Source organism: Sphaerisporangium sp. NPDC049003 (assembly GCF_043197795.1).
GTDB lineage: Bacteria > Actinomycetota > Actinomycetes > Streptosporangiales > Streptosporangiaceae > Sphaerisporangium.
The window spans coordinates 161,167-183,320 of the sequence record NZ_JBICTU010000004.1 but is presented as its reverse complement, the minus strand read 5'-3'; the positions used below and the strand labels follow the sequence as shown (position 1 = coordinate 183,320).

The 22,154-nt window shown below is 71.8% G+C and carries 22 protein-coding genes and 1 riboswitch; of the genes, 13 read left to right on the top strand and 9 right to left on the bottom strand.

Annotated features, from left to right (window positions below; genetic code table 11):
* Window positions 1-83: 83 nt before the first annotated feature.
* The 4 genes from ACGFIV_RS05880 to ACGFIV_RS05865 all read left to right on the top strand — a co-directional run bounded on the left by ACGFIV_RS05880 (window position 84) and on the right by ACGFIV_RS05865 (window position 5,549).
* Complete coding sequence (locus ACGFIV_RS05880) at window positions 84-554, top strand: bifunctional nuclease family protein (RefSeq protein WP_248958545.1); 471 nt, start codon at window positions 84-86, stop codon at window positions 552-554.
* A 146-nt stretch (window positions 555-700) separates the two neighbouring features.
* Window positions 701-1,324: a MerR family transcriptional regulator gene (locus tag ACGFIV_RS05875; protein ID WP_358553699.1), complete on the top strand. Its 624-nt coding sequence runs from the start codon at window positions 701-703 to the stop codon at window positions 1,322-1,324.
* Between the two features lie 144 nt (window positions 1,325-1,468).
* A riboswitch (glycine riboswitch) is annotated at window positions 1,469-1,594 on the top strand.
* A gap of 170 nt (window positions 1,595-1,764) precedes the next feature.
* Window positions 1,765-4,623, top strand: coding sequence for an aminomethyl-transferring glycine dehydrogenase (gene gcvP, locus ACGFIV_RS05870; RefSeq protein WP_358553697.1), 2,859 nt, complete (start codon window positions 1,765-1,767; stop codon window positions 4,621-4,623).
* A gap of 104 nt (window positions 4,624-4,727) precedes the next feature.
* Window positions 4,728-5,549, top strand: coding sequence for a tetratricopeptide repeat protein (locus ACGFIV_RS05865; RefSeq protein WP_358553695.1), 822 nt, complete (start codon window positions 4,728-4,730; stop codon window positions 5,547-5,549).
* 40 nt (window positions 5,550-5,589) lie between these two features.
* On the opposite strand, the gene ACGFIV_RS05860 is transcribed toward ACGFIV_RS05865, so the two are convergent.
* On the bottom strand, window positions 5,590-5,988 hold the full coding sequence (locus tag ACGFIV_RS05860) for a hypothetical protein (protein ID WP_358553693.1): 399 nt from the start codon (window positions 5,986-5,988) through the stop codon (window positions 5,590-5,592).
* 80 nt (window positions 5,989-6,068) lie between these two features.
* Here ACGFIV_RS05860 and ACGFIV_RS05855 point away from each other — a divergent pair, with 80 nt between their 5' ends.
* Window positions 6,069-6,662 (top strand): alpha/beta family hydrolase, encoded by a 594-nt coding sequence (locus tag ACGFIV_RS05855; RefSeq protein WP_392832365.1) that lies wholly within the window; start codon window positions 6,069-6,071, stop codon window positions 6,660-6,662.
* A 30-nt stretch (window positions 6,663-6,692) separates the two neighbouring features.
* On the opposite strand, the gene ACGFIV_RS05850 is transcribed toward ACGFIV_RS05855, so the two are convergent.
* The gene (locus ACGFIV_RS05850) at window positions 6,693-6,893 is read right to left on the bottom strand and encodes a DUF5999 family protein (RefSeq protein WP_363918037.1); all 201 of its coding nucleotides are present in this window, start codon (window positions 6,891-6,893) and stop codon (window positions 6,693-6,695) included.
* A 324-nt stretch (window positions 6,894-7,217) separates the two neighbouring features.
* Entirely contained in the window at window positions 7,218-7,817 is a 600-nt protein-coding gene (locus ACGFIV_RS05845) for a TetR/AcrR family transcriptional regulator C-terminal domain-containing protein (RefSeq protein ID WP_358560477.1), read from the bottom strand.
* 160 nt (window positions 7,818-7,977) lie between these two features.
* On the opposite strand from ACGFIV_RS05845, the gene ACGFIV_RS05840 reads away from it, so the two are divergent.
* On the top strand, window positions 7,978-8,355 hold the full coding sequence (locus ACGFIV_RS05840) for a hypothetical protein (protein ID WP_392832361.1): 378 nt from the start codon (window positions 7,978-7,980) through the stop codon (window positions 8,353-8,355).
* 194 nt (window positions 8,356-8,549) lie between these two features.
* Here the strand turns inward: ACGFIV_RS05840 and ACGFIV_RS05835 are convergent, their stop codons facing one another.
* The 3 genes from ACGFIV_RS05835 to ACGFIV_RS05825 form a co-directional block, all read right to left on the bottom strand.
* On the bottom strand, window positions 8,550-9,986 hold the full coding sequence (locus ACGFIV_RS05835; protein WP_358560481.1) for an RNA polymerase sigma factor: 1,437 nt from the start codon (window positions 9,984-9,986) through the stop codon (window positions 8,550-8,552).
* 279 nt (window positions 9,987-10,265) lie between these two features.
* Window positions 10,266-10,619: a hypothetical protein gene (locus tag ACGFIV_RS05830; RefSeq protein ID WP_358560483.1), complete on the bottom strand. Its 354-nt coding sequence runs from the start codon at window positions 10,617-10,619 to the stop codon at window positions 10,266-10,268.
* 78 nt (window positions 10,620-10,697) lie between these two features.
* Complete coding sequence (locus ACGFIV_RS05825; protein WP_358560494.1) at window positions 10,698-11,831, bottom strand: AMP-binding protein; 1,134 nt, start codon at window positions 11,829-11,831, stop codon at window positions 10,698-10,700.
* A 320-nt stretch (window positions 11,832-12,151) separates the two neighbouring features.
* Between ACGFIV_RS05825 and menD the strand changes: the two genes are divergently transcribed.
* Together menD and ACGFIV_RS05815 are read left to right on the top strand one after the other, a co-directional pair.
* Window positions 12,152-13,807, top strand: coding sequence for a 2-succinyl-5-enolpyruvyl-6-hydroxy-3-cyclohexene-1-carboxylic-acid synthase (gene menD / locus ACGFIV_RS05820; protein WP_358560484.1), 1,656 nt, complete (start codon window positions 12,152-12,154; stop codon window positions 13,805-13,807).
* 65 nt (window positions 13,808-13,872) lie between these two features.
* Complete coding sequence (locus tag ACGFIV_RS05815) at window positions 13,873-14,532, top strand: DedA family protein (protein ID WP_358560486.1); 660 nt, start codon at window positions 13,873-13,875, stop codon at window positions 14,530-14,532.
* On the opposite strand, the gene ACGFIV_RS05810 is transcribed toward ACGFIV_RS05815, so the two are convergent.
* Complete coding sequence (locus tag ACGFIV_RS05810; protein WP_358560488.1) at window positions 14,499-15,239, bottom strand: GntR family transcriptional regulator; 741 nt, start codon at window positions 15,237-15,239, stop codon at window positions 14,499-14,501. The two genes, ACGFIV_RS05815 and ACGFIV_RS05810, sit on opposite strands and share 34 nt — an antisense overlap.
* A 227-nt stretch (window positions 15,240-15,466) precedes the next feature.
* Here ACGFIV_RS05810 and ACGFIV_RS05805 point away from each other — a divergent pair, with 227 nt between their 5' ends.
* From ACGFIV_RS05805 to ACGFIV_RS05790, 4 genes are all read left to right on the top strand, one after another.
* On the top strand, window positions 15,467-15,988 hold the full coding sequence (locus ACGFIV_RS05805) for a hypothetical protein (RefSeq protein WP_392832355.1): 522 nt from the start codon (window positions 15,467-15,469) through the stop codon (window positions 15,986-15,988).
* 228 nt (window positions 15,989-16,216) lie between these two features.
* Window positions 16,217-17,197 carry a sugar ABC transporter substrate-binding protein gene (locus ACGFIV_RS05800; protein WP_392832353.1) on the top strand — a complete coding sequence of 327 codons (981 nt, stop codon included), beginning with the start codon at window positions 16,217-16,219 and terminating at the stop codon, window positions 17,195-17,197.
* Window positions 17,194-18,228: an ABC transporter permease gene (locus ACGFIV_RS05795; RefSeq protein WP_392832350.1), complete on the top strand. Its 1,035-nt coding sequence runs from the start codon at window positions 17,194-17,196 to the stop codon at window positions 18,226-18,228. The genes ACGFIV_RS05800 and ACGFIV_RS05795 overlap by 4 nt, the downstream gene beginning before the upstream one ends.
* Complete coding sequence (locus ACGFIV_RS05790) at window positions 18,225-19,100, top strand: ATP-binding cassette domain-containing protein (protein WP_358561397.1); 876 nt, start codon at window positions 18,225-18,227, stop codon at window positions 19,098-19,100. The genes ACGFIV_RS05795 and ACGFIV_RS05790 overlap by 4 nt, the downstream gene beginning before the upstream one ends.
* Before the next feature lie 29 nt (window positions 19,101-19,129).
* Here ACGFIV_RS05790 and ACGFIV_RS05785 read toward each other — a convergent pair whose 3' ends face one another.
* Window positions 19,130-20,359 (bottom strand): isochorismate synthase, encoded by a 1,230-nt coding sequence (locus tag ACGFIV_RS05785; RefSeq protein WP_358561400.1) that lies wholly within the window; start codon window positions 20,357-20,359, stop codon window positions 19,130-19,132.
* A 244-nt stretch (window positions 20,360-20,603) separates the two neighbouring features.
* Here ACGFIV_RS05785 and ACGFIV_RS05780 point away from each other — a divergent pair, with 244 nt between their 5' ends.
* Window positions 20,604-21,458, top strand: a complete 855-nt coding sequence (locus ACGFIV_RS05780) for a GDSL-type esterase/lipase family protein (protein WP_392832344.1) — start codon at window positions 20,604-20,606, stop codon at window positions 21,456-21,458.
* Window positions 21,459-21,554: 96 nt separating this feature from the next.
* On the opposite strand, the gene ACGFIV_RS05775 is transcribed toward ACGFIV_RS05780, so the two are convergent.
* Window positions 21,555-22,154 carry a TetR/AcrR family transcriptional regulator gene (locus tag ACGFIV_RS05775; protein ID WP_392832341.1) on the bottom strand — a complete coding sequence of 200 codons (600 nt, stop codon included), beginning with the start codon at window positions 22,152-22,154 and terminating at the stop codon, window positions 21,555-21,557.

Below are 22,154 nucleotides of genomic sequence, written 5' to 3'. Positions count from 1 at the left end.
GCGGCGATGGTCACGCCGCGAGCCGAGAGCCGCAAGGGAACGGGCCCGGAGCGGGCCGGCGACCCAATGAGACGGAGCAGCCTGTGTTGCAGATGGAGGTCGTGGGGGTCCGTGTCGAGATGCCCTCCAACCAGCCCATCGTCCTGCTCAAGGAGGCGAAGGGTGAGCGTTATCTGCCGATCTGGATTGGGATGACCGAGGCCACGGCCATCGCTCTGGCACAGGCAGAGGAGCCGCCACCCCGGCCGCTCACCCACGACTTGTTCAAGGACGTGATCGAAGCTCTCGGCGTGCGGCTGCAGACGGTCAACATCGTGGCCCTGCGCGACGGGATCTTCTTCGCTGACCTGGTGTTCTCCAACGGTGTCGAGGTGAGCGCACGCCCATCCGACTCGATCGCGTTGGCTCTTCGCACCGGTGCCAGCATCTTCGCCAGCGAGGATGTCGTGCGCGAGGCCGGCGTCATCATCCCTGATGATCAGGAGGACGAGGTCGAGAAGTTCCGTGAGTTCCTGGACACGATCACGCCCGAGGACTTCGGTCGTGCGGGTTAGCCATATCGGGCATTTACGCTTCACGACGCGCCGGGCGGGATCGTTGACTGAGCATCGCGCCAGTCCTACGGTGCAAGGGAAACCACGGTTGTAATTCACGAACCCCCAGATCAGACCGTGGGATGAGAGAAAGCCGGAGGTCCGCAGTGGCGGTCAGCAGCGGCGAGGGAAAGACGGCCGGCCAGCATGATCCGGCCCAGCGCCAGTCGGCGCGGGAGCGCGCGGGCGAGCAGGGCCTGTTGTTCGACGAGCGGCCGGCGTCGCTGCCCGCCGACGTGGGATACCGCGGCCCGACGGCGTGCTCGGCGGCCGGCATCACCTACCGCCAGCTCGACTACTGGGCGAGAACCCAGCTGGTCGAGCCGTCGGTACGGGCGGCGCAGGGCTCGGGGTCGCAACGGCTCTACAGCTTCCGCGACATCCTCGTTCTCAAGGTGGTCAAGCGCCTGCTCGACACCGGGGTGTCGCTCCAGCAGATACGCACCGCCGTGCAGCATCTGCGGGAGCGCGGGGTCAACGACCTGGCGCAGATCACGCTGATGAGCGACGGCGTGAGCGTCTACGAGTGCACCTCGGCCGACGAGGTGATAGATCTGCTCGAAGGCGGCCAGGGCGTGTTCGGCATCGCCTTGGGCGGGGTCTGGCGCGAGGTCGAGGGATCCCTGGCGGAGCTGCCGGGGGAACGCGCGGAGCCGGCCGACCGGACCTCCACGGAGGAGCACCCGGGTGACGAGCTGGCTCGGCGCAGGAAGGCCCGCAAGACAGGGTGACCCCGGCCACTGTGTGAGTGGAGATCCCGTGGGGACGGGGCTGGATCTTCGTGAACCCGCAGGTCAGGGGCAAAGTACGGCAAACCCGGGCAATAGGGGTAGCCCCTAAGTCGGGGCGGGACGGTACGATTGGCGCAAGGCTTATGACCCTGTGCGGGAGAGTCCCTGGCACGGGCCGGTTCCGCGCTCCACGCGGTGCCGGCGTGTGACCCGGGCGCCGAAGGAGCAACCTCCCCGGAATCTCTCAGGCCCACGTACCGCACGGGTGAGGCGACTCTGGAAAGTAGACATGCCCGCCAGGCGTGTCTCACCGACGGTGCAAATCCGCTTTTATGGGGATGAAGCTCTCAGGTCGCGATGACACATCGCGCTGACAGAGGGGGAGACCCGGCATACGCGCGCGCTCCAAGCGCTGGTCTCCACACCCTCAGGAGGGCCCCATGACCGATCGGTCACCGCTTCGCGACCTGTCCGCACCGCCCTTCGCCACCCGGCACATCGGCCCCGCGGACGCCGATCAGGCGCGCATGCTGGAGGCGGTGGGTTACGAGTCGGTCGGCGACCTGATCGCCCTGGCGGTGCCCGGGACGATCCGCGCGGAGGGCCCGCTCGACCTGCCCGAGGCGGCGAGCGAGACCGAGGCCATCGCCGAGCTGCGGGCGCTCGCGTCCCGCAACCAGGTGCTGACCTCGATGATCGGGCTCGGCTACCACGACACGATCACCCCCGCGGTCATCCGGCGCAACCTGCTGGAGAACCCGGGCTGGTACACCGCCTACACGCCCTACCAGCCGGAGATCTCGCAGGGACGCCTTGAGGCCCTGCTGAACTTCCAGACCGTGATCAGCGACCTGACCGGGCTGGACGTCGCCGGCGCCTCGCTGCTCGACGAGGCCACGGCCGCGGCGGAGGCCATGACGCTGGCCCGCCGCGCCGGGCGGGCCAAGAGCCCGGTGTTCGTCGTGGACGCCGACGCCCTCCCGCAGACCAAGGCCGTGCTGGCCACCCGCGCCGAGCCGCTCGGCATCGAGCTCGCCGAGGCCGACCTCCGCCAGGGCCTGCCCGGCGGCGAGCTGTTCGGCGTGCTCGTCCAGTACCCGGGCGCGAGTGGCGAGATCAAGGACTTCCGCGCCGTCGCCGACGAGGCCCACGCCCGCGGCGCGCTGGTGGTCGCCTCCGCCGACCTTCTCGCGCTGACGCTGGTCGAGGCGCCCGGCTCCATGGGCGCCGACATCGCCGTGGGCTCCTCCCAGCGCTTCGGCGTGCCCTTCGGGTTCGGCGGCCCCCACGCCGCGTACATGGCGGTCCGCGAGGGGCTCCAGAGGCAGATGCCCGGCCGCCTGGTCGGGGTGTCGCAGGACGCCGACGGGCGCCCCGCGTACCGCCTGGCCCTGCAGACCCGCGAGCAGCACATCCGCAGGGAGAAGGCCACGAGCAACATCTGCACGGCGCAGGTGCTGCTGGCCGTGATCGCCGGCATGTACGCCGTCTACCACGGCCCCGAGGGGCTCCGGCGCATCGCCCAGCGCACCCACCGGCACGCCGCCGTCCTCGCGGCCGGGCTGCGCGGCGCCGGCGTCGAGATCGCGCACGACGACTTCTTCGACACCGTGCTCGCCCGCGTCCCCGGCCGTGCCGCCGAGATCGTCGCGGCGGCCCGCGACAGGGGCGTCAACCTGCGCCTCGCCGACGCCGACCACGTGGGCGTCTCCTGCGACGAGAAGACCACGGCCGACGACCTCCGGGCGGTCTGGGAGGCGTTCGGCCTCACCGGCATCGTGCTGGACGACCTGGACACCGCCACCTCCGACGCGCTGCCCGCCGAGCTGCTGCGCACCACGGACTTCCTGACCCACCCGGTGTTCCACTCCCACCGCTCCGAGACGGCGATGCTCCGCTATCTCCGGAAACTTCAGGACAAGGACATCGCGCTCGACCGGTCGATGATCCCGCTGGGCTCCTGCACGATGAAGCTCAACGCCACGACCGAGATGGAGCCGATCAGCTGGCCCGAGCTCGCCGGGATCCACCCCTACGCCCCGGCCGACCAGGTGGAGGGCTACCTGCGGCTCATCAAGGACCTGGAGGGCTGGCTGGCCGAGGTCACCGGGTACGACGCCGTCTCGCTGCAGCCCAACGCGGGCTCCCAGGGCGAGTTCGCCGGCCTGCTCGCGATCCGCGCCTACCACAGGGCCAACGGCGACAACGAGCGCGACGTCTGCCTCATCCCGTCGTCGGCCCACGGCACCAACGCCGCCAGCGCCGTCATGGCGGGCATGCGGGTCGTCGTGGTCGCCTGCGACGACGACGGCAACGTCGACGTCCCCGACCTCATCGCCAAGATCGACAAACACCGCGACCGCCTGGCGGCGATCATGGTGACCTACCCCTCCACGCACGGCGTGTTCGAGGAGACGATCACCGAGATCTGCGACCGGGTCCACGAGGCCGGCGGGCAGGTCTACGTCGACGGCGCCAACCTCAACGCCCTGGTCGGGCTGGCCAAGCCCGGATCGTTCGGCGCGGACGTCTCCCACCTGAACCTCCACAAGACCTTCTGCATCCCGCACGGCGGCGGAGGTCCCGGCGTGGGCCCGGTGGCGGTCCGCTCCCACCTGGCGCCCTACCTGCCCGGCCACCCGCTGGAGGACAGCCCGGTGGGCCCGGTCTCGGCCGCGCCCTTCGGGTCGGCCGGCATCCTGCCGATCTCGTGGGCCTACGTCAGGATGATGGGCGCCGACGGGCTCAAGGCGGCCACCGAGCAGGCGATCCTGTCGGCCAACTACCTGGCGCGGCGACTCGCCCCGCACTACCCGGTGCTCTACACCGGCCGCGAGGGCCTGGTCGCGCACGAGTGCATCGTCGACCTGCGCCAGATCACCAAGGAGACCGGCGTCACGGTCGACGACGTCGCCAAGCGCCTGGTCGACTACGGCTTCCACGCGCCCACCATGTCGTTCCCGGTGGCGGGCACCCTGATGATCGAGCCGACCGAGAGCGAGGACCTCGCCGAGCTCGACCGGTTCTGCGACGCCATGATCGCCATCCGCGAGGAGATCGCCAAGGTCGCCTCCGGAGCCTACGACAGGGCTGACAACCCGCTGAGCAACGCCCCGCACACGGCCGACTGCCTGGCGGCCGACGACTGGGCCCACCCCTACACCCGCACCGAGGCGGCCTACCCCGTGGCGGCTCTCCGCGAGGCGAAGTACTGGTCACCGGTCCGCCGCATCGACCAGGCGTACGGCGACCGCAACCTCGTGTGCTCCTGCCCCCCGCTGGAGGCATACGAAGACTAGGCGACGAGCCTCGGGCGCCCGTCCGCATCGGCATAATATGTCGCGCGCGACGGCGCGCCCGCGTCGCGAGGCCCGGGAACCCCCTATCCGGAGAAGAGGTCCCGATGGCGGCGCACGAGGTGCAGTCCGGGCGGTCGATCGACGACGCGCGGAGGCTGGCCGAGAGCGGTGAGCTCGACGCCGCGGCCGAGATCTTCACCGAGCTGGTCGCCGACGAGCAGGAGGCCGACCGTGCCCAGGCGGCCGTCGGTCTCGCCGTGGTGCTGGAGCAGCGCGGCGACGTGGCAGGGGCCAGGGCAGCGGCCCGTACGGCCCTTGCCACCGGACACCCCGAGTACGCCGCCCAGGCGGCCTGCCACCTGGCGCGCGGGTTCGAGAGGGACGACATGGCCGACCAGGCGCGTGCCGCCTGGCAGGCCGTGATCGGCGTCGGCACCCCGGCCTACCTGCCCGCCGCACACCTGGCGCTGGCGCGCATCGCCGTGAGCCAGGGGGACGACCGCGAGGCCGAGGGGTCGCTGCGGGCGGCGCTCGCCACCCGCGACCCCGATGCGGGTTCCCTGGCCGCGCAGCGGCTCGCCGAGTACCTGCTGGCCGAGGGCGAGCCCGGGGAGGCCGCCGACGTGTTGATCGAGGCGCTCGACGTGCCCGGCGTCGCCGACTCCGGCCGCCTGCGGGTGCTGCTCGGCATCGCCCACCTCGACATGGCCTGCGGGGAGTTCGCCGCCGCCGCCGAGGGCGGCCAGGACACCGACAGCGCGGCCCTCGCCATCGAGCTCCTCGCCCGCACCCTCCCGCTGCGCGGGCGCGACGCCGACGCCGAGACGGTGTGGACGTACGGCCTGGAGCATCCCGACGAGGGTGTGGCCGAGCAGGTGCGCCTGCGCCTGCACCGTGACGACGAGCCCGCCGGGGACGGCGGCTAGGCGGCGCCCTCACCCCTGATGCCCTGCGTGAGGCGGCGGCTCAGCGGCGGCGGCGGCCGAACGCCGCGGCGAGGTTGACCAGGACGATGCCGGTCCAGGCGAGGAACAGCCCGGCGAGGCCCGCCTGCGTGGCGGCGATCGCCGTCAGCGGGACGCCGATGCCCAGCGACCCGAGGGCGATGGGGATCGTGCCGTCCCCCTGCTTGTGCGGCTTGGCCTGGCCCGGGGGAGCGCCATGCGGCCCGGCGAAGCCACCGGGCCCAGGGTGGCCCTGGTAGCCGTTCTGGGCCGTGACCTCCGACCGCACCCGCGCGTCGATCGTGGAGTCGATCTTCTCCAGGAAGGACTCGATCAGCGCGTGCTCGTAGTCGGGACCGAGGTCACGACGGGCCTCGACGGTGGCGCGAAGCTCGTCGCGGGGGAGAGAGTTGTCCGGCACCCTCCTAATCTGGCACAGACGCACCGGTGGGGCATCCCCCAGGAGTAGGAGAGATGTTCTCCGCGGGTAGCGTGTCGGCCATGCGCATCGTGACACCCGCAGGCCCGGCGATCGTGGAGGTGGACGAGGTACCCCGGCCACGGTTCCTGTTCGTCCTCACACACGGGTCCGCGGGGGGAGTCGAGGCGCCCGACCTGCTGGCCGTGCGCGACGCGGTGTCCGCCATTGGGGGTACGGTCGCGCGGGTCCTGCAGCCCTTCAGGGTCGCCGGCGCCCGCGCGCCGGGGTCACCGGCCAGGCAGGACGAGGCGTGGACGACGCTGGTGGCGGCGGTCCGCGAGCGGTTCCCCGGCCTGGCCCTCGTGCAGGGCGGCCGGAGCAACGGGGCCCGGGTGGCCTGCCGCACGGCCCGCGCGGCCGGAGCCGAGGCGGTGGTCGCGCTGGCCTTCCCTCTGCACCCGCCGGGCAGGCCAGAGCGCTCGCGGGCGGGGGAGCTGCGCGAGGCGGGCGTCGACGTGCTGGTGGTCAGCGGTGACCGCGACCGTTTCGGCGTGCCAGAAGAGGCGGATACGACACGCCTGGTCGTGCTCGCCGGCGAGGGACACGACCTCAGCAAAAACCCCGCCCAGGTGGGCGAGGTCGTGGCGAGCTGGCTCTGCCCCCGGTTCCCCTGATGTCAGGCGGCTGATCTCAGGGCGGTGATTTCAGGCGGCGCTGATGGCGAGGTCGGTGGGACGGTGCGGGGCGATGACCGCGCCGTTGGGCAGGAGCTCCCCGGTGTCCTCGAAAAGCACGATGCCGTTGCACAACAGGCTCCACCCCTGCTCGGGGTGTGCCGCGATCGTGCGGGCGGCTTCGCGGTCCGGCGCGGTGGTGCTCGGACAGGACGGCTCATGCGGGCACATCGGCGTGCCTCCGGTTTTCTCTCTCGATCTGGTGCTCGGCCGGGGGACCTCCGTGCCGGTGTCTGTCTCCGGACGGCTCCCCCACCCCCGTTGGACGGAGACGAGCGCTGTGTGGTTGACGTGTGCGGTGCCGCACACCTACAGAGTAAGTGTGCTGCGGGTCACACGCGGGCGACATAGCCCGTTGGGACGGTTTCGATCCTTCGATTAGGGGGTCCGGGGGGGTCCATCGGGCTGGTTCGGCGCTGTGACCTGCGACACAAGCGTGCCTCACCGAAGATAACGGTCCAAGCACGACTCGCCGCCGAACCGATAAACGAAAGGTTACGACTGCGCAAGGCCCCTGAGCAGGGCGTCGAGACCACGCTCGAAAGCGGCCACCGCCTCCTCTCCGGACTCGGGCCGGGACACCTGCGGGGCCCCGGGGTCCTCGCCGTCGCCCGCCGGGCCGATCGCCCAGCCCGACCGCTGGATCTCCACCGCGACGCTTCCCAGCACGTACGCCCGCAGGGTGCGGACCGCCCGCGCCGAGTCGCCGAGGCCCGAGGCGGCCAGTTGCTCGGCCTGCTCCCTGATCGCCAGGAGCGCGGTGCCCTGGGGCGGCTTGGTCAGCGCGAGCGCGAGCACCCCCGGATGCTCCAGCAGCGCCGCCCGTGCCGCGTGAGCCCAGGCGCGGGCGATCTCCTGCCAGCTCGCGGGGCCGGCGTCCGGGACGGTGACGGTGGTGACGTGCTCGGCGAGCGCGTCCATAAGGGCCTCCTTGCCCCGCGGCAGGTGGTGGTATATCGCCATCGCCTCCACCTGCAGGGAGTCGCCGAGGCGCCGCATCGTCAGCCGGCGCAGGCCCTGGCCGTCGGCGATGTGGAGGGCGGCGTCGATGATGCGCTCGCGGGACAGGGGGATGGGAGGTCGCTTGGCAGGCATAGGAGGCATGATCCGCACAATGGCTTACTTTGTAAAGGGCGCCACGCCGTGCCGCTGACCGACCTCCTCCCCGGGCCGCGTACGCTAAGGCGAGCAACCGACGCCGGATCACCGGCGATGTGCCGAGAAAGGGCGAGCGATGGCGTTTTTCCGTCCCAGTGTGAGCCGGGAGGCGGAGGTCAGGCACCACGCCGACCAGGAGGTCGGGAAGAGCTTCGCGGAGCTGCTGGAGAAGGCCCGTGGAGCGGAGCGCGTGCTGCGCCGCACGCAGGCCTCCCACGCCGGCGTCGCGGAGCTGCGGGCGGCGGGGCTCGCCTTCGACCGCGCGCTGACCGACGCTCTGCGGGCGGCGGAGGCGGCCCAGCGGGCGTCCTTCGGCGTGAAGGCGTACGACGACCGCATCCGGCGGCGCAAGGGCGTCGCCACCCCCGAGGGGGCCCGGTGGACCGCCGAGGTCACCAGGCTCCGCACCCTGCGCGAGGAGAACCGGCTGACGGGCATCGCCCGGGTGCCGCGCCCCTTCGCCCCCGCGCGCTGAGGCTTCGCGCCACGGGCTTCGCGCTTCGCGCGCCCGGACACCGGCGGGGGGGGGGGGGGGGGGGGGCGGGGGCGGGGGGGGGGGGGCGCCGCCCCCCCGCCCGGCGGCGGGGGGGTGCCCCCGCGGGGCGGCGCGCGCCCCCCCCCCCCCCCCGGCGGCCGCCCCCCCCCCCCCCCCCCCCCCGCCGGTGTCCGTCAGCTCGCCCAGTCGAGCAGCGGGCGGGTGTTGCTCGGGTGCCGCAGCTTCGAGAGCGACTCCTTCTCCAGCTGGCGGATCCGCTCCCGGGTGAGCCCCAGGTGCTTGCCGATCTCGTCGAGCGTGTGCGGCTTGCCGTCGATCAGCCCGAAGCGCAGTGCCATGATCTTGGCCTCGCGCGGCGTCAGGTTGCCCAGCACGCCCCGCAGCTCCGCGCCGAGCAGCTGCCGGTCGACGACCTCCGAGGCCTCGGGGGCGTCGACGTCCTCGATCAGGTCGCCGATGGTCGTCTCGCCGTCCTCGCCGATGGTGGCGTTGAGGCTGATCGGCTGGCGGCTGGTGCGCAGCAGCTCCTCGATCTGGTCCGGAGTCTTGTCCAGCTCCACCGCCAGCTCCTCGGGGGTGGGCTCGCGGCCGAACCGCTGGTGCATGTCGCGCTCTATGCGCGAGAGCTTCGACAGCAGCTCCAGGACGTGCACGGGAAGCCTGATCGTACGGGCCGAGTCGGCGAAGCCGCGCTGGATCGCCTGGCGGATCCACCACATGGCGTACGTCGAGAACTTGTAGCCCTTGGAGTAGTCGAACTTCTCCACCGCGCGGATCAGCCCGAGGTTGCCCTCCTGGACCACGTCGAGCAGCGCCATGCCACGGTCGGTGTACTTCTTGGCCACCGAGACCACCAGGCGGAGGTTGGCCTCCAGCATGTGGTCCTTGGCGCGCCTGCCGTCCTCGGCCACCCACTCGAGGTCGGCGCGCCGGGCGGCGGACAGGGTCTCGGTCTCCAGCTTGTGCTCGGCGTACAGGCCGGCCTCGATGCGCTTGGCCAGCTCGACCTCCTCCGCCGCGGTCAGCAGGGTGCGCCGGCCGATCGACTTGAGGTAGGTGTGCACCGAGTCGCCCATGACCGAGGACTGGTCGTCCAGGTCGAACGTCTCGCTCTGGAGCTCGTTCTCCTCCGGCTCGTTCCAGCCGTCCCCTGGCTCGGCGGCGGCCTCGTCGTGCTTGGCCGGGGACGCCTGCGACGCGGCGGGAGCGGGAGTGGCCCCGGCCGTCTTGCGCGTGGTCCGGCGAGCGGTGCGCCGGGGGCGGGTCTCGACGGTCCCCTCGGGGGCTTCGGCGGTCTCCGCGGTGGTGATCGTGGTGCTGGTCATTGCGCTCTTCGCGGTAGTCTTCATCGTGGTGCTCTTACGGGTCTTTCTCGCCGGGCTGCCGGTCCCCGAGCGGGGCTCGTTCTCCGCGGCCAGGCTCACGCCGGCCTCGGTGAGGTCACGCAGGATCGACCGGCCCTTCGCGGGGCTGATCCGCGCCGACGAGAACGCCTCGCGGAGCTCCGCGAGGGAAAGGTGACCTTGCGCTCGCCCTCGGTCGAGGACCTGAGCGAGAGTCGTCGGGGTCGCCTCGCGCTCAGTCGAGGTCGCCACGGCGGTTCGGGGCATGAGCACACCTCCTCCGTCACGGAGTCGTCTTCTGGGTCGATGGGGTGGCGCGGCGTTCGGCGTTCGGCGCACCAGTATCAATAACGTCAGGCGCCGTGGTTTGTTCCCGCCCGGCGCGTGGCCGTCGCCAATCGCCTCCTGATCGTCGCGCTCATCGTCGCTGGTCGTCCCCCCTCTGCCCGAGATCGGGGGCTCGACACCGGATCGGGGGATCCGCCGCTCGACACGAGGAGAGGCGGGCCGCCGTCCGGCGACCCGCCTCCCATCAAGCCCGCGCCGTTACTTCGGCTTCTTCTCGGGGGTGATGACAGGGATCGGGAGCGGCTCGGCGCTCTCCATGCGCTTCTCGGTCCAGAACTCGGCGACCTTCTTCGGGTCGGGGTTGACGTCGTCGTTGGTGACGACGAACTCCTCCGGCGACCTGGTCGGCTCGGCGTTCTGCGGGACGTCGGGGCCGGGGATCTGGCCCGGCGCCTCGCCAGGGCCGTAGGGCGCGGAGCCTTCGCTCTCCTGGCTGACCCCGCTTGGCGTGCGGACCCCTCCCGACGCGGCGGCCGCCGCCACGGAGATACCCCCGGCGAGGACCACCCCCACCACTCCGGCGGAGATCCACATCTTGCGGGTTGGGTTCATCAAGGCGTCCTTCCTAGATCCAGCTGCCTGTATGACGCGCCGGACGCGACTTCCGGTTCCCTTGACGGGCCATTGTGGTCAAGAAGCATCCCTTATGCCAGCAAACCCGGAAATATCCCGGCGTATCGCTAAAAGATCGTGCTTGCCGTTCGGCAGCAGCGGGAGCAGGGACCGCAACGCCAGCGCGCGCGGCGCGGCGTACCCGGGCAACCGCCGTTTCACCAGGGCGCGCAGCTCGCCGAGGGCGGGGGGAGCGGCAGGGTCGGCGGCGACGACCACCGCGACGACCTCCTCGCCCCACTCGGGATCAGGACGGCCGACCACGACCGCCTCGCGGACGCCGGGGTGGCCCGCCAGGATTTCGGCCACCGCCCCGGCCACGACCTTCTCGCCCCCGGTGTTGATCACGTCGTCGGCGCGGCCCAGCACCCGCAGCCGTCCCTCGTCGAGCACGCCGACGTCGGAGGTCAGGTACCAGCCGCCGTCGAAGGCGGCCTCGGTGAGGCCGGGGCGCAGCCGGTAACCGGAGAACAGCACCGGCCCCGCCAGGCGCACCCGCCCTTCCGGCCCCACCTTCACATCGACCCCGTCGAGCGGGACGCCGTCGTAGACGCAGCCGCCACACGTCTCGCTCATGCCGTACGTGGTGACGACCCGCGCCCCGCACTCCCTGGCCGAGGCGAGCAGGCCGGGCGGCGCGGCGGCCCCGCCGAGCAGGATCGTACGGAACCGCGACAGATCGGCGCCGACATCGATCATGCGCCTGAGCTGGGTGGGGACCAGGGACACGTGCGCGGCGCCGCTGTCCGCCACCGCGCTGGGGGAGAACCGCTCGTGGATCAGCGGCGCTGACCCGCTCAGCAGCGCCCGCACCAGCACCTGAAGACCCGAGACGTGGGAGGGGGGCAGGCAGCACAGCCAGCGCTCACCCGGCCGGGCCGAGAGCCGCCGGAGCGAGGCCGACGCCGACGCCCGCAGCGCGGAGGCCGCCAGCTCCACCCCCTTGGGCGTGCCCGTGGAACCGCTGGTCGCGATGATCACGGCCGTGTCGCCGGCCGCGGGAACCCCGCCGGGCCACGGCCGCGTGCCGCCGGGGGTGACCACATGGGTCGGGCGCAACTCCTCCAGCGTCGCCCGAAGGGCGTGATCGGGAAGATCGGGCGCGAGGGGAAGCACCGCGGGACCCGCACCGAGAACCGCCTCGCGAACCATGCCGAACAGGGCGGGACCGGGAGGGAGAACCACCGCGTGCACAGGACGCTCACTCACGGTCGTAAGGTTAGTCCCGGTGAGAGGCGCCCCCCGCCCGTGACCTCGGCGGGGCGACGTGCAGGCGAGTGAGGAGCGAGTGTGACCGTGCGCACTGCCGGCCGGAAACGGCCGGGTGACTGCGAGGACGTCGTCGACGAGACCGCCGAGGGCATCGCGAAGATCACGGTCGGTCGTCCCGGCTTCTCCCGCCGCCCCTAGATGAAGGCTCTCCGCGTTCCGACGAGCACGCGCGCCCTGGAGGGCGCGTCCGAGGAGGGCAGGTGAACCCCGCCACCGCGCTCTCCGGCGTCCTTGTGGACGAGCTGGCCCGCTGCGGTCTCACCGACGTGGTGCTGGCCCCCGGCTCACGGTCGGCGCCGCTGGCCATCGCCGTCCACGGCGACTCGCGGCTCCGCCTGCACGTGCGCGTCGACGAGCGGTCGGCGTCCTTCCTCGCGCTCGGCCTCGCCCGCAGGTCCGAGCGACCGGTCGCCCTGGTGTGCACCTCCGGCACCGCCGCCGCCAACTTCCACCCCGCGGTGATCGAGGCCCACGAGTCGGGCGTGCCGCTGCTGGTGCTCACCGCCGACCGCCCACCGGAGCTGCGCGCCACCGGGGCCAGCCAGACGATCGACCAGATCAAGCTGTACGGCTCGTCGGTCCGCTGGTTCGCCGAGGTCGGCGCGCCCGAGGAGCGGCCCGGCCAGGTCGCCTACTGGCGCTCGCTCGCCGCCCGCGCCTACCAGCGCGCACTCGGTCCGGGCGACCCCGGCCCCGTCCACCTTAACCTCGCCTTCCGCGAGCCGCTCATCCCCGACGGCGACTCCTCCTGGTGCGAGTCCCTCGACGGCGACGCGAGCGGCCCCTGGGTACGGGCCCGCGTGGCCCCGCCCTCGGCCGGCCTGCACGTCGCCCCCACCCGGCGCGGCGTGCTGGTGGTCGGCGACGGAGCGGCCAACGTGCGGCGGTACGTCGCCGCCGCCGGCATGGCGGGCTGGCCGGTGCTCTCGGAGCCCACCGGCGGCGCCAGGTACGGCGACCACGCCGTCTCGGCGTACCACTTCCTGCTGGGCACCCCCGAGTTCGCCGACGCCCACCGCCCCGACGTCGTGGTGACCCTGGGCCGGCCGAGCCTCTCCCGGCCGCTGCTGTCGTGGCTCAAGCGCGCCGACGAGCACATCGTCGTCACCCCTGACCTGTCCCGCTGGCCCGACCCCACCCGGTCGGCCACCCAGGTCGCCGAGGCCGTCGAGATCGCCGCCGCGGCCGGGGACGACACCTGGCTGCGGTCCTGGAGGGCGGCCGACACGGCGGCCCGCGCGGCCGTCGACGCCGTCCTCGACGACTCGGGGATGAGCGAGCCGCGCCTTGCCAGGGACCTCACCGAGGTGCTCCCCAACAACACCCTGCTGTTCTGCGGCTCCTCCATGCCCATCAGGGATCTCGACCAGGCCATGCGGCCACGTCGCGGCCTGCGGCTGCTCGCCAACCGGGGCGCGTCCGGCATCGACGGCCTGGTGTCCACCGCCATCGGCGCGGCGCTCGCACACAACGGCCCCTCCTACGCCCTGCTCGGCGACCTGACCCTGCTGCACGACCAGAACGGCCTGATACTCGGCCCCCGCGAGCCCAGGCCCGACCTGTGCCTGGTCGTGGTCAACAACGACGGCGGCGGCATCTTCTCCCTTCTGCCGCAGGCGGGGCTGCCCGAGTCCTTCGAACGGGTCTTCGGCACCCCGCACGGGGTGGACCTCTCGTACGTCGCCGCCGCCACGGGCACGCCGCACACCCTGCTGTCGTCCATCGACGACCTGCCCAAGGCGATCAGGGGTGAGGGGGTGCGCATCGTGGAGGCCCGCACCGACCGCGAGGAGAACGCCCGCGTGCACATCGCCATGCGCGAAGCCGCCCACGAAGCGCTGCGCTCCCTCCCCTAGCCGGGAAGGAGCACTGTGCTCGCTTAAGTAAAATCGGGGGCATGCCACAACATAGGGTGTGAGCCATGCATGTGGAGGAATGGCTTCAGGCGATCCCCCCGGTCTGGATCTGCGTGATCGTGGGCCTGGTGATCGGCCTTGAGAGCCTCGGCATCCCGCTCCCAGGTGAGGTCGTCCTCGTCAGCGCCGCACTGCTGTCGGCACAGCATGTCGTGAACCCCCTGTGGGTCGGGGTCTGCGCGAGCGTGGGCGCCATCGTCGGCGACTCGATCGGGTACCTCATCGGCCGCAAGGGCGGGCAGCCGATGTTCGACCGCCTCGGCAGGCGCTTCCCCAAGCACTTCGGCCCCGCCCACCTCGCCAAGGCGAGGAGCGTCTTCGACCGGTGGGGCATGTGGGCGGTCTTCTTCGGCCGCTTCGTCGCCCTGCTGCGCATCCTCGCCGGGCCGCTGGCCGGCGCCCTGCACATGCCCTACTGGCGGTTCCTGGTCGCCAACGTGCTCGGCGGCATCGCCTGGGCGGGCGGCACGACCACCGTGATCTACTACCTGGGCATCGTGGCCGACAAGTGGCTCAAGGGCTTCTCGTGGGTCGGCCTGGTGGTGGCGGTGCTGTTCGGCATCGGCACCACGCTCTACATCAAGCGCCGCGCCTCGAAGATCGAGGAGCCCGCGACCGAAGAGGTGGCCGGTCAGCGCTCGATGAGCGTGACCTCCAGCGAGTAGTGCGAGGCACGGTAGACATGGGAGCCGTGCTCCACGGCCCTGCCCTGGTCGTCGTAGGTCGTACGGATCATCGTGAGCAGCGGCGCGCCCCTGCGCTCGTCCAGCAGTCGCGCCTCGGCCGGGGTGGCCGACCGCGCGCCGATGCGCTGGTTCGCCACGCGCATCCGCACGCCGGCGGACCTCAGCAGCTCATAGAGGCCGCGCTCCTCCAGGGACTGCGGCGTGATCGACCCGAGCGCGGCCGGCAGCCAGTTGTGCAGCAGGGCCAAGGGCTCGCCCGCGGCGTAGCGCACCCGCTCGACGTGCAGCACCTCCGTGCCCGCGGCCACGCCGAGGACCGCGGCGATCTCCTCGTCGGCGGTCACGGACCGCAGGGACAGCACCCGGGTGGTGGGCTCCTGGCCCGCGCGGCGCAGGTCGTCGTACAGGCTGGTCAGCTCGACCGAGCGCTTGACCTGGCCGTGCACCACCTGGGTGCCGACGCCGCGTTTGCGCACCAGCAGGCCCTTGTCCACGAGGTACTGGATGGCCTGGCGGATCGTGGGGCGCGAGAGCCCGAGCCGGTCGGCGAGCAGGATCTCGTTGTCGAGCCGGGCGCCGGGCGTCAGGTCGCCGCGCCTGATCGCCTCGGCGATCTGCTCGGCCACCTGGAAGTAGAGCGGCACCGGGCTGGAACGATCGAGATCGATGTCGAGTCGAGTGCCCAATGTGCCTTCTCCCGGCTCAGTTCTGATCGCTAAGGGTCCAGGGTAGCGGACGTCAATATGTCCGTACAAAGACCACCGTCCCCCTCCGATCCCCCTCGTGGAGGCGGACCGCCCGCCGGATGAAAAGGTTTCACTTCTCGTGTTGAACGCGGCACTCAGAGTCACCGGAGGCGATACTTTTTCTCCAGGAGGTAATGACGATGTCAACAACCGACGTTGAAGGGCGTATGACCGAGCTCGAGAACCGGCTCGGCGTGCTGCGGGACCAGACCGTCGCGGCGACCTACCTGGCCGGCGAGGCGAAGAAGGAGTCAGAGACGGGGAAGCTGTTCTACCGTTACGCGCTCGACGACCTCAAGAGCATCCGCGCGCAGCAGGACGTGCACACGATGATCCTGAGCGGCCACTCCCAGCTCCTGGACGGTCTCACGTCGACCGTTGAGGGTCACACCGTGAAGCTGGACGGTCTCACGTCGACCGTTGAGGGTCACACCGTGAAGCTGGACGGTCTCACGTCGACCGTTGAGGGTCACACCGTGAAGCTGGACGGCCTGGCGACGACCGTCGGGGACCTCGCGACGACGGTCGGCGATCTCGCGACGACCGTCGAAGGGCACACGGCGAAGCTGGAGGAGCATACGCGGATACTGGGCGAGCACTCGAAGAGGTTCGACGAGCACACCGACATCCTGAACGGTCACACGGTCGCGTTGGACGAGATCCTGCGGATCGTGCGCAAGCTGGACTAGACGCCGACGTCCCCCCAAGCCCGGTGAGCACTCTCTTGCCGGGCCTTTTCGTGTCCGGCCGCAGGTCAGGGTATGGCCGTGCCGGGCTCGGCGGTGCCCGGGCACATCGCTGTTGAAAGTGGCCTGTACATCAGCATGTCACGACAAACAATTGACAGGGGGGTTACCTGAGGTTACAAACCTGGCAGGCGGCCGATCCCGTCCTCCGGGGCGGTGTGGGAGGTATCCATGAGGCGAGTCACACGGTTGATCACAGTGACGGTGCTGGGAGCGCTGGCGCTGAGCGGATGTTCGGGCGGTGACGGCGCGACGCCCTCGGCGGGCACGTCCGTCTCGCCGGCGGCCGGGGGGCAGGGCGGCGGAGCCTACGCCGTCATCACGCACGGTGCGCCCGGAGACTCCTTCTGGGACGTCGTCAAGAACGGCGCGGAGGCGGCCGGCAGGCAGTACGGCGCGAAGGTGACCTACCAGGGCGACGGGGACCCCGCCAAGCAGGCCCAGCTCATCGACCAGGCGGTCAGCGAGAAGGTCGACGGTGTGGTGGTCTCGATGGCCAATCCCGACGCGCTGAAGGAGTCCGTCACCACGGCCGTGGCCGCCGGCATCCCGGTCGTCACCATCAACTCCGGCGCCGACAGGTCCAAGGAGTTCGGCGCGATCACCCACGTCGGCCAGTCCGAGGAGGTGGCCGGGCGCGGGGCGGGCGAGAAGCTCAGGGCCGAGGGTGTCACCAAGCTGCTCTGCGTCATCCACGAGGCGGGTAACGTCGGCCTGGACCAGCGGTGCGGCGGCGCCACGGCCACCCTTGGCGGCACCGTGGAGCGGCTGCAGGTGGACGTCAGCAATCTCGCCGACGCCACCTCCAAGATCAAGGCGAAGCTCCAGTCCGACCGCTCGGTCAACGGGGTGCTCACCCTGAACCCGGCGGTCGCCGCCCGCGACGCGATCGCCGACGGGGGCTCCAAGGCCAAGCTCGCCACCTTCGATCTGTCGGCCGACGTCGTCGACGCGATCGAGGCCGGGGAGATCCTGTTCGCGGTCGACCAGCAGCAGTACCTCCAGGGTTGGTTGCCCATCACGTTCCTCTACCTGTACAAGAGCAACCTCAACACGGTCGGCGGCGGGCTGCCGGTCAACACGGGCCCGGGCTTCGTGACCAAGGAGAACGCGGCGCAGGTGGCCAAGCTCGCGCAGGGCGGCACCCGGTGACCAGCGTCGCCGCCGACGAGCGCGTCGCGGGCGCCGGGTGGCCGCGGCGCCTGCTGATCCGCCCCGAGCTCGGCTCGGTGGTCGGGGCCGTCGCGGTCTTCGCGTTCTTCTCCTCGCAGTCGGAGGTCTTCCGGTCTGCGGACGGCGTGGCCAACTGGCTGGACCCGGCGTCCACGCTCGGCATCATGGCCGTCGCCATCGCCCTGCTCATGATCGGTGGCGAGTTCGACCTGTCCGCCGGGGTGCTGACGGGCACCACGGGGCTGGTAATGGTCACCCTCGCCACCAAGTACGGCTGGAACGTGTGGGCCGCCATGCTCGCGGGGCTCGTCCTCGCCCTGGCGATCGGCTTCGCCAACGGCCTGCTGGTGGTCCGCACGAAGCTGCCCAGCTTCATCGTCACGCTCGGCACGTTCCTGATGCTGCAGGGGCTCAACCTCGGCGTCACCAAGGCGCTGACCGGCACCGTGCAGGTCGGCGGCCTGAGGAGGGCCGAGGGCTACGAGGGCGCGCGGGCGGTGCTGGCCGGCTCGGTCACGGCCGGCGGGGTGGACTACCGCGTGGCGATCTTCTGGTGGCTCGGGGTCACGGCCCTTGCCACCTGGGTCCTGATGCGGTCGAGGGCCGGGAACTGGATCTTCGCGGTCGGAGGGAACGAGCGGGCGGCACGCGCGGCCGGCATCCCCGCCGCCCGTACGAAGATCGCGCTGTTCATGACCACCGCGACCGCCGCCTGGCTGGTCGGATCGATCATGGCGCTGCGCTTCACCTCGGTCCAGGCCAACTCCGGCATCGGGCAGGAGTTCATCTACATCATCGCCGCCGTGATCGGCGGCTGCCTGCTCACCGGCGGGTACGGCTCGGCGATCGGGGCGTCCATCGGCGCGGTGATCTTCGGGATGGCCGACAAGGGCATCGTCTTCGCCGGATGGGACGCCGACTGGTTCAAGTTCTTCCTGGGCGCGATGCTCCTGATGGCGACCCTCGCCAACCGCCTGGTCCGCCGCTACGCCGAGGAGGTGCGGCGATGACCCCGCCGCTACTCGAAGCCCGCGACGTGGGCAAGGTCTTCGGCAGCGTGATCGCCCTGCGGGGGGTCTCGATGCTCGTACGGCAGGGCGAGGTGGCCTGCGTGCTCGGCGACAACGGGGCCGGCAAGTCGACGCTCATCAAGATCCTCGCGGGGGTGCACGTCCAGGACAGCGGCGAGTATCTCCTCGACGGCGTCCCGGTGCGGTTCGGCGGCCCGCGCGAGGCCCTGGACCGGGGGATCGCCACGGTCTATCAGGACCTCGCGCTGATCCCGCTGATGTCGGTCTGGCGGAACTTCTTCCTCGGGTCGGAGCCGGTCACCGGGCCGTTGCGCCGCTTCGACGTGGCACGGGCCAAGAGGGTCGCGCGCGAGGAGCTGCGCGCCATGGGCATCGACATCCGCGACGTGGACCAGCCGGTCGGCACGCTGTCGGGCGGCGAGCGCCAGTCGGTGGCCATCGCCCGCGCCGTGTACTTCGGGGCCCGGGTGCTGATCCTGGACGAGCCGACCTCGGCGCTCGGGGTCAGGCAGGCGGGCGTGGTGCTCCGCTACATCGCCCGGGCGCGCGACCGGGGTCTCGGGGTGGTCTTCATCACCCACAACCCCCACCACGCCTTCCCCGTGGGTGACCGGTTCCTGCTGCTCAACCGGGGCGCCAGCCTGGGGCAGTTCGACAAGGACGACATCACCCGCGACGAGCTGACGTCCCTGATGGCAGGGGGCGCCGAGCTCGACGAGCTGGCCCACGAGCTCGGCCGCGAGATACCGGCCGGGTCCGGCCGCGAGGTCCCCGCTGGGTCCGGTCCCGAGGTCCCCGCTGGGTCCGGTCCTGGGGAGACCGGCGGGCCGCCCGCCTCGGGCGTTCCGTAGGGGCGCGCCGGGGGAGGGCCGGCAGGAGATCAGCCCTCCAGGGCGTACCTCATCACGCGGAACTTGGCCTGGGCCTCGGCCAGCTCGGCGGCCGGGTCGGAGCCGCCCATGATGCCGCACCCGGCGAACAGCCGGGCCCGCCGCCCCTCGACGTAGGCGCAGCGCAGGGCGATGCCCCACTCGCCGTCGCCCCGCGCGTCGATCCAGCCGACCGGACCGGCGTACCCGGCGCGGTCCATGCCCTCCAGTTCGCGGATCACATCCAGGGCCACCCCGGTGGGCGTGCCGCCGACGGCCGCGGTGGGATGCATGGCCGCGACCACGTCGAGCACCGACGCGCCGTCGGCCAGCCGCCCCTGGACCCGGCTGGCGAGGTGCTGCACGTTGGGAAGAACCAGCAGCTCGGGCTCGCCGGGCACCGTGAGCGAGGCGCACAGCGGCGTGAGTGCCTCGCGCACCGAGGCCACCGCGCACGCGTGCTCGTGGCGGTCCTTGGCCGAGGCGAACAGCGCCGCGGCCTTGGCCTTGTCGTCGGCCGGGCCGGCCCCCCGGTAGGTGGTGCCGGCCAGCACCAGGGACTCGATGGCCGTGCCGGTGTGCCGCACCAGCAGCTCGGGTGTGGCGCCGACCAGGCCCGCGCAGGAGAAGGTGTAGCAGTCGGGGTAGGCCCGGGCCAGGCGGTCGAGCAGGACCCGTACGTCGATGTCGCGCTCGGCCCTGGCGAGCAGGTCGCGCGCGAGCACGACCTTCTCCAGCCGCCCCGACCTGATCTCGCCCACGGCGCGGGCCACGGCGTGCTGCCACTCGAGCGCGGTCAGCGAGCCGTCGCCGTACACGATGCGGCCGGGGGACGCGGCGGGCGCCATCAGCTCGATGGGGGCGTCACCCACCGTGGTCAGCCACGCGCGGCCGTTCCTGCGGCCGAGCACCACCCGGGGGACCACCAGCACCGAGCCGGCGACGTCGGGGTCGAAGGTGAACGAGCCGAACGCGACCGGGCCCGAGCCGGGCACGTGCACGTCGTCGTCGATGTGGGCCTCGCCGAACTGGGCGGCCAGCCACCGCCTGGCCCAGTCGAAGCGCCCCGGCCCCGGGGGGACGCTCACCCGTGCGGCCTCACCCCAGGCCACCAGGCCTTCGCCCTGGTGGACCCAGGCGTACGGCGGGGCCTGCGGCAGTCGCGCGATCAGGTCTTCGGGGTGATGGATGGGGATGCTGCGAACCAGCGGGGGGCGGGTTATCCCGAGCGCGACACTCACTCTGCCCACCTTATGCGGAAACTGAACGCGTTCGACATCGGGTGGCCTCATCACAGCCCCGCGCGCTCAGGGTGATTCGCCGTCATGGGCGCCTGCACACGCTCCGTGACCTGTCAAGCCGCGATAGGAACTTGGTCAACGGTAGCAACGCCTCGCCCGGAGGTAATAGAGCCCACCCTTCCCGATCTCTACCTTGGGTTCTCGATCTCCAACCCGGGATCGATCGTCCCAGGTGGAGGTGACCATGGTCAGAAGGATCGCGCTCGTTCTCGCCGCATCGGCCGTGCTGGTGCCCGGCACGGCCGTCGCGGCGGCGGCCGAGCCGGTGCCCGCGGTGATGGCGGCGCTCGGCGACTCGATCAGCGCGGGCTTCAACGCCTGCGGCTGGTACGTCTCCTGCACCTCCCGGTCGTGGTCGGCGGGTGACGCGGCGGACGTCGACAGCCACTACCTCCGCCTGCTCGCCGTCGGCCCGGCCGTCAAGGGGCACAACCTCAACTTCGCCGTGCCCGGATCCACCAGCGCCGAGCTGGCCGCCCAGGCCGAGAAGGCCGTGGCCGCCAGGGCCTCCTATGTCACGATCCTGATCGGCGCGCAGGACGCCTGCGTCGCGAGCGAGTCGCGGATGACCCCCGTGGCGACCTACCGTGCCCGCATCGACCGGGCCTTCGCCGTGCTCGCTTCGGCGGGGGTGAAGGTCTTCGCCGCCAGCATCCCCGACCTCAAGCGGCTCTGGCGCATCGGCAGGGAGAGCGTGCTGGCCAAGTCGTTCTGGACGATCGGCGGCATCTGCCCGACCATGCTGGCCAACGCCTCCTCCGACGCCAAGAAGGACCAGGCCCGCAGGGACCGCGTCAGGGAGCGCGTGCGGGACTACAACACCGCGATGGCGCAGGCGTGCGCGGCGTACGGCCCGGACTGCCGGTCCGACGGCGGCGCGGTCTTCTCCTACCCCTACACCCTCGACCACATCAGCAAGTGGGACTTCTTCCACCCCAACGCCGACGGCCAGCGGGCGCTGGCCAAGGTGACGTTCCGGATGGGCTTCCGGTGGGAGCAGCCCCTGATCCCCGAGCCGCTCGCCGTCGCCCCCCAGTGACATCGGCTCGGCGACGCACGGTGCGGGCGGGGGTCGGAGCCGGCCGAGCAAGGCCGCGGTCCCGCCGTGGGGGATGTCGACGGCCCATCTCTTGATCTACAAAGTAAAGGCGGCCGGATCGTCCGGTACGGCCGAGCCGTACACCATGGTGTCGACGATGGCCTCGACGGCGGGCCGGGTGACACTGCTGGGGGGCGCGCTGACCAGGGCGAACAGGGCGCTGCCGTAGAGCGCGATGAGCGCGGGGACCTTCTCACGCGCGATCTTCAGTCCCAGCTGGTCGTGATGCCCGGCGGTGACGCGCACCGCGACCTCCTGCAGCCCCGCCAGCGCTGCGGCCAACGCCGGGCGGCGCACCGCCTCCAGCTGTAGCTCGAAGATCGCGAGGTAGCGGTGGCGCAGCGTGGTCGCCGCCGAGAGCAACGACTCGGTCAGCATCTCCACCAGGTCGGCGCCGCCCGCAGGTTGGTGCCCGGCCGCCTGGTCCATGTCCGCCAGGTGGAGCTCGACCACCCGCTCGGCGGCGGCGACCAGCAGCGCCTCGCGGCTGCGGAAGTAGTTGGACGCCGTACCAGCCGGCAGCCCCGCCTCCTTCTCCACCGCACGATGGGTCACCCCGTGCACCCCCGAGGCCGCCAGCAGGTCGATAGCGGCGTCCGTCAGGGCCTGGCGGCGGGCAGGGTTGGTGGGCGGCAC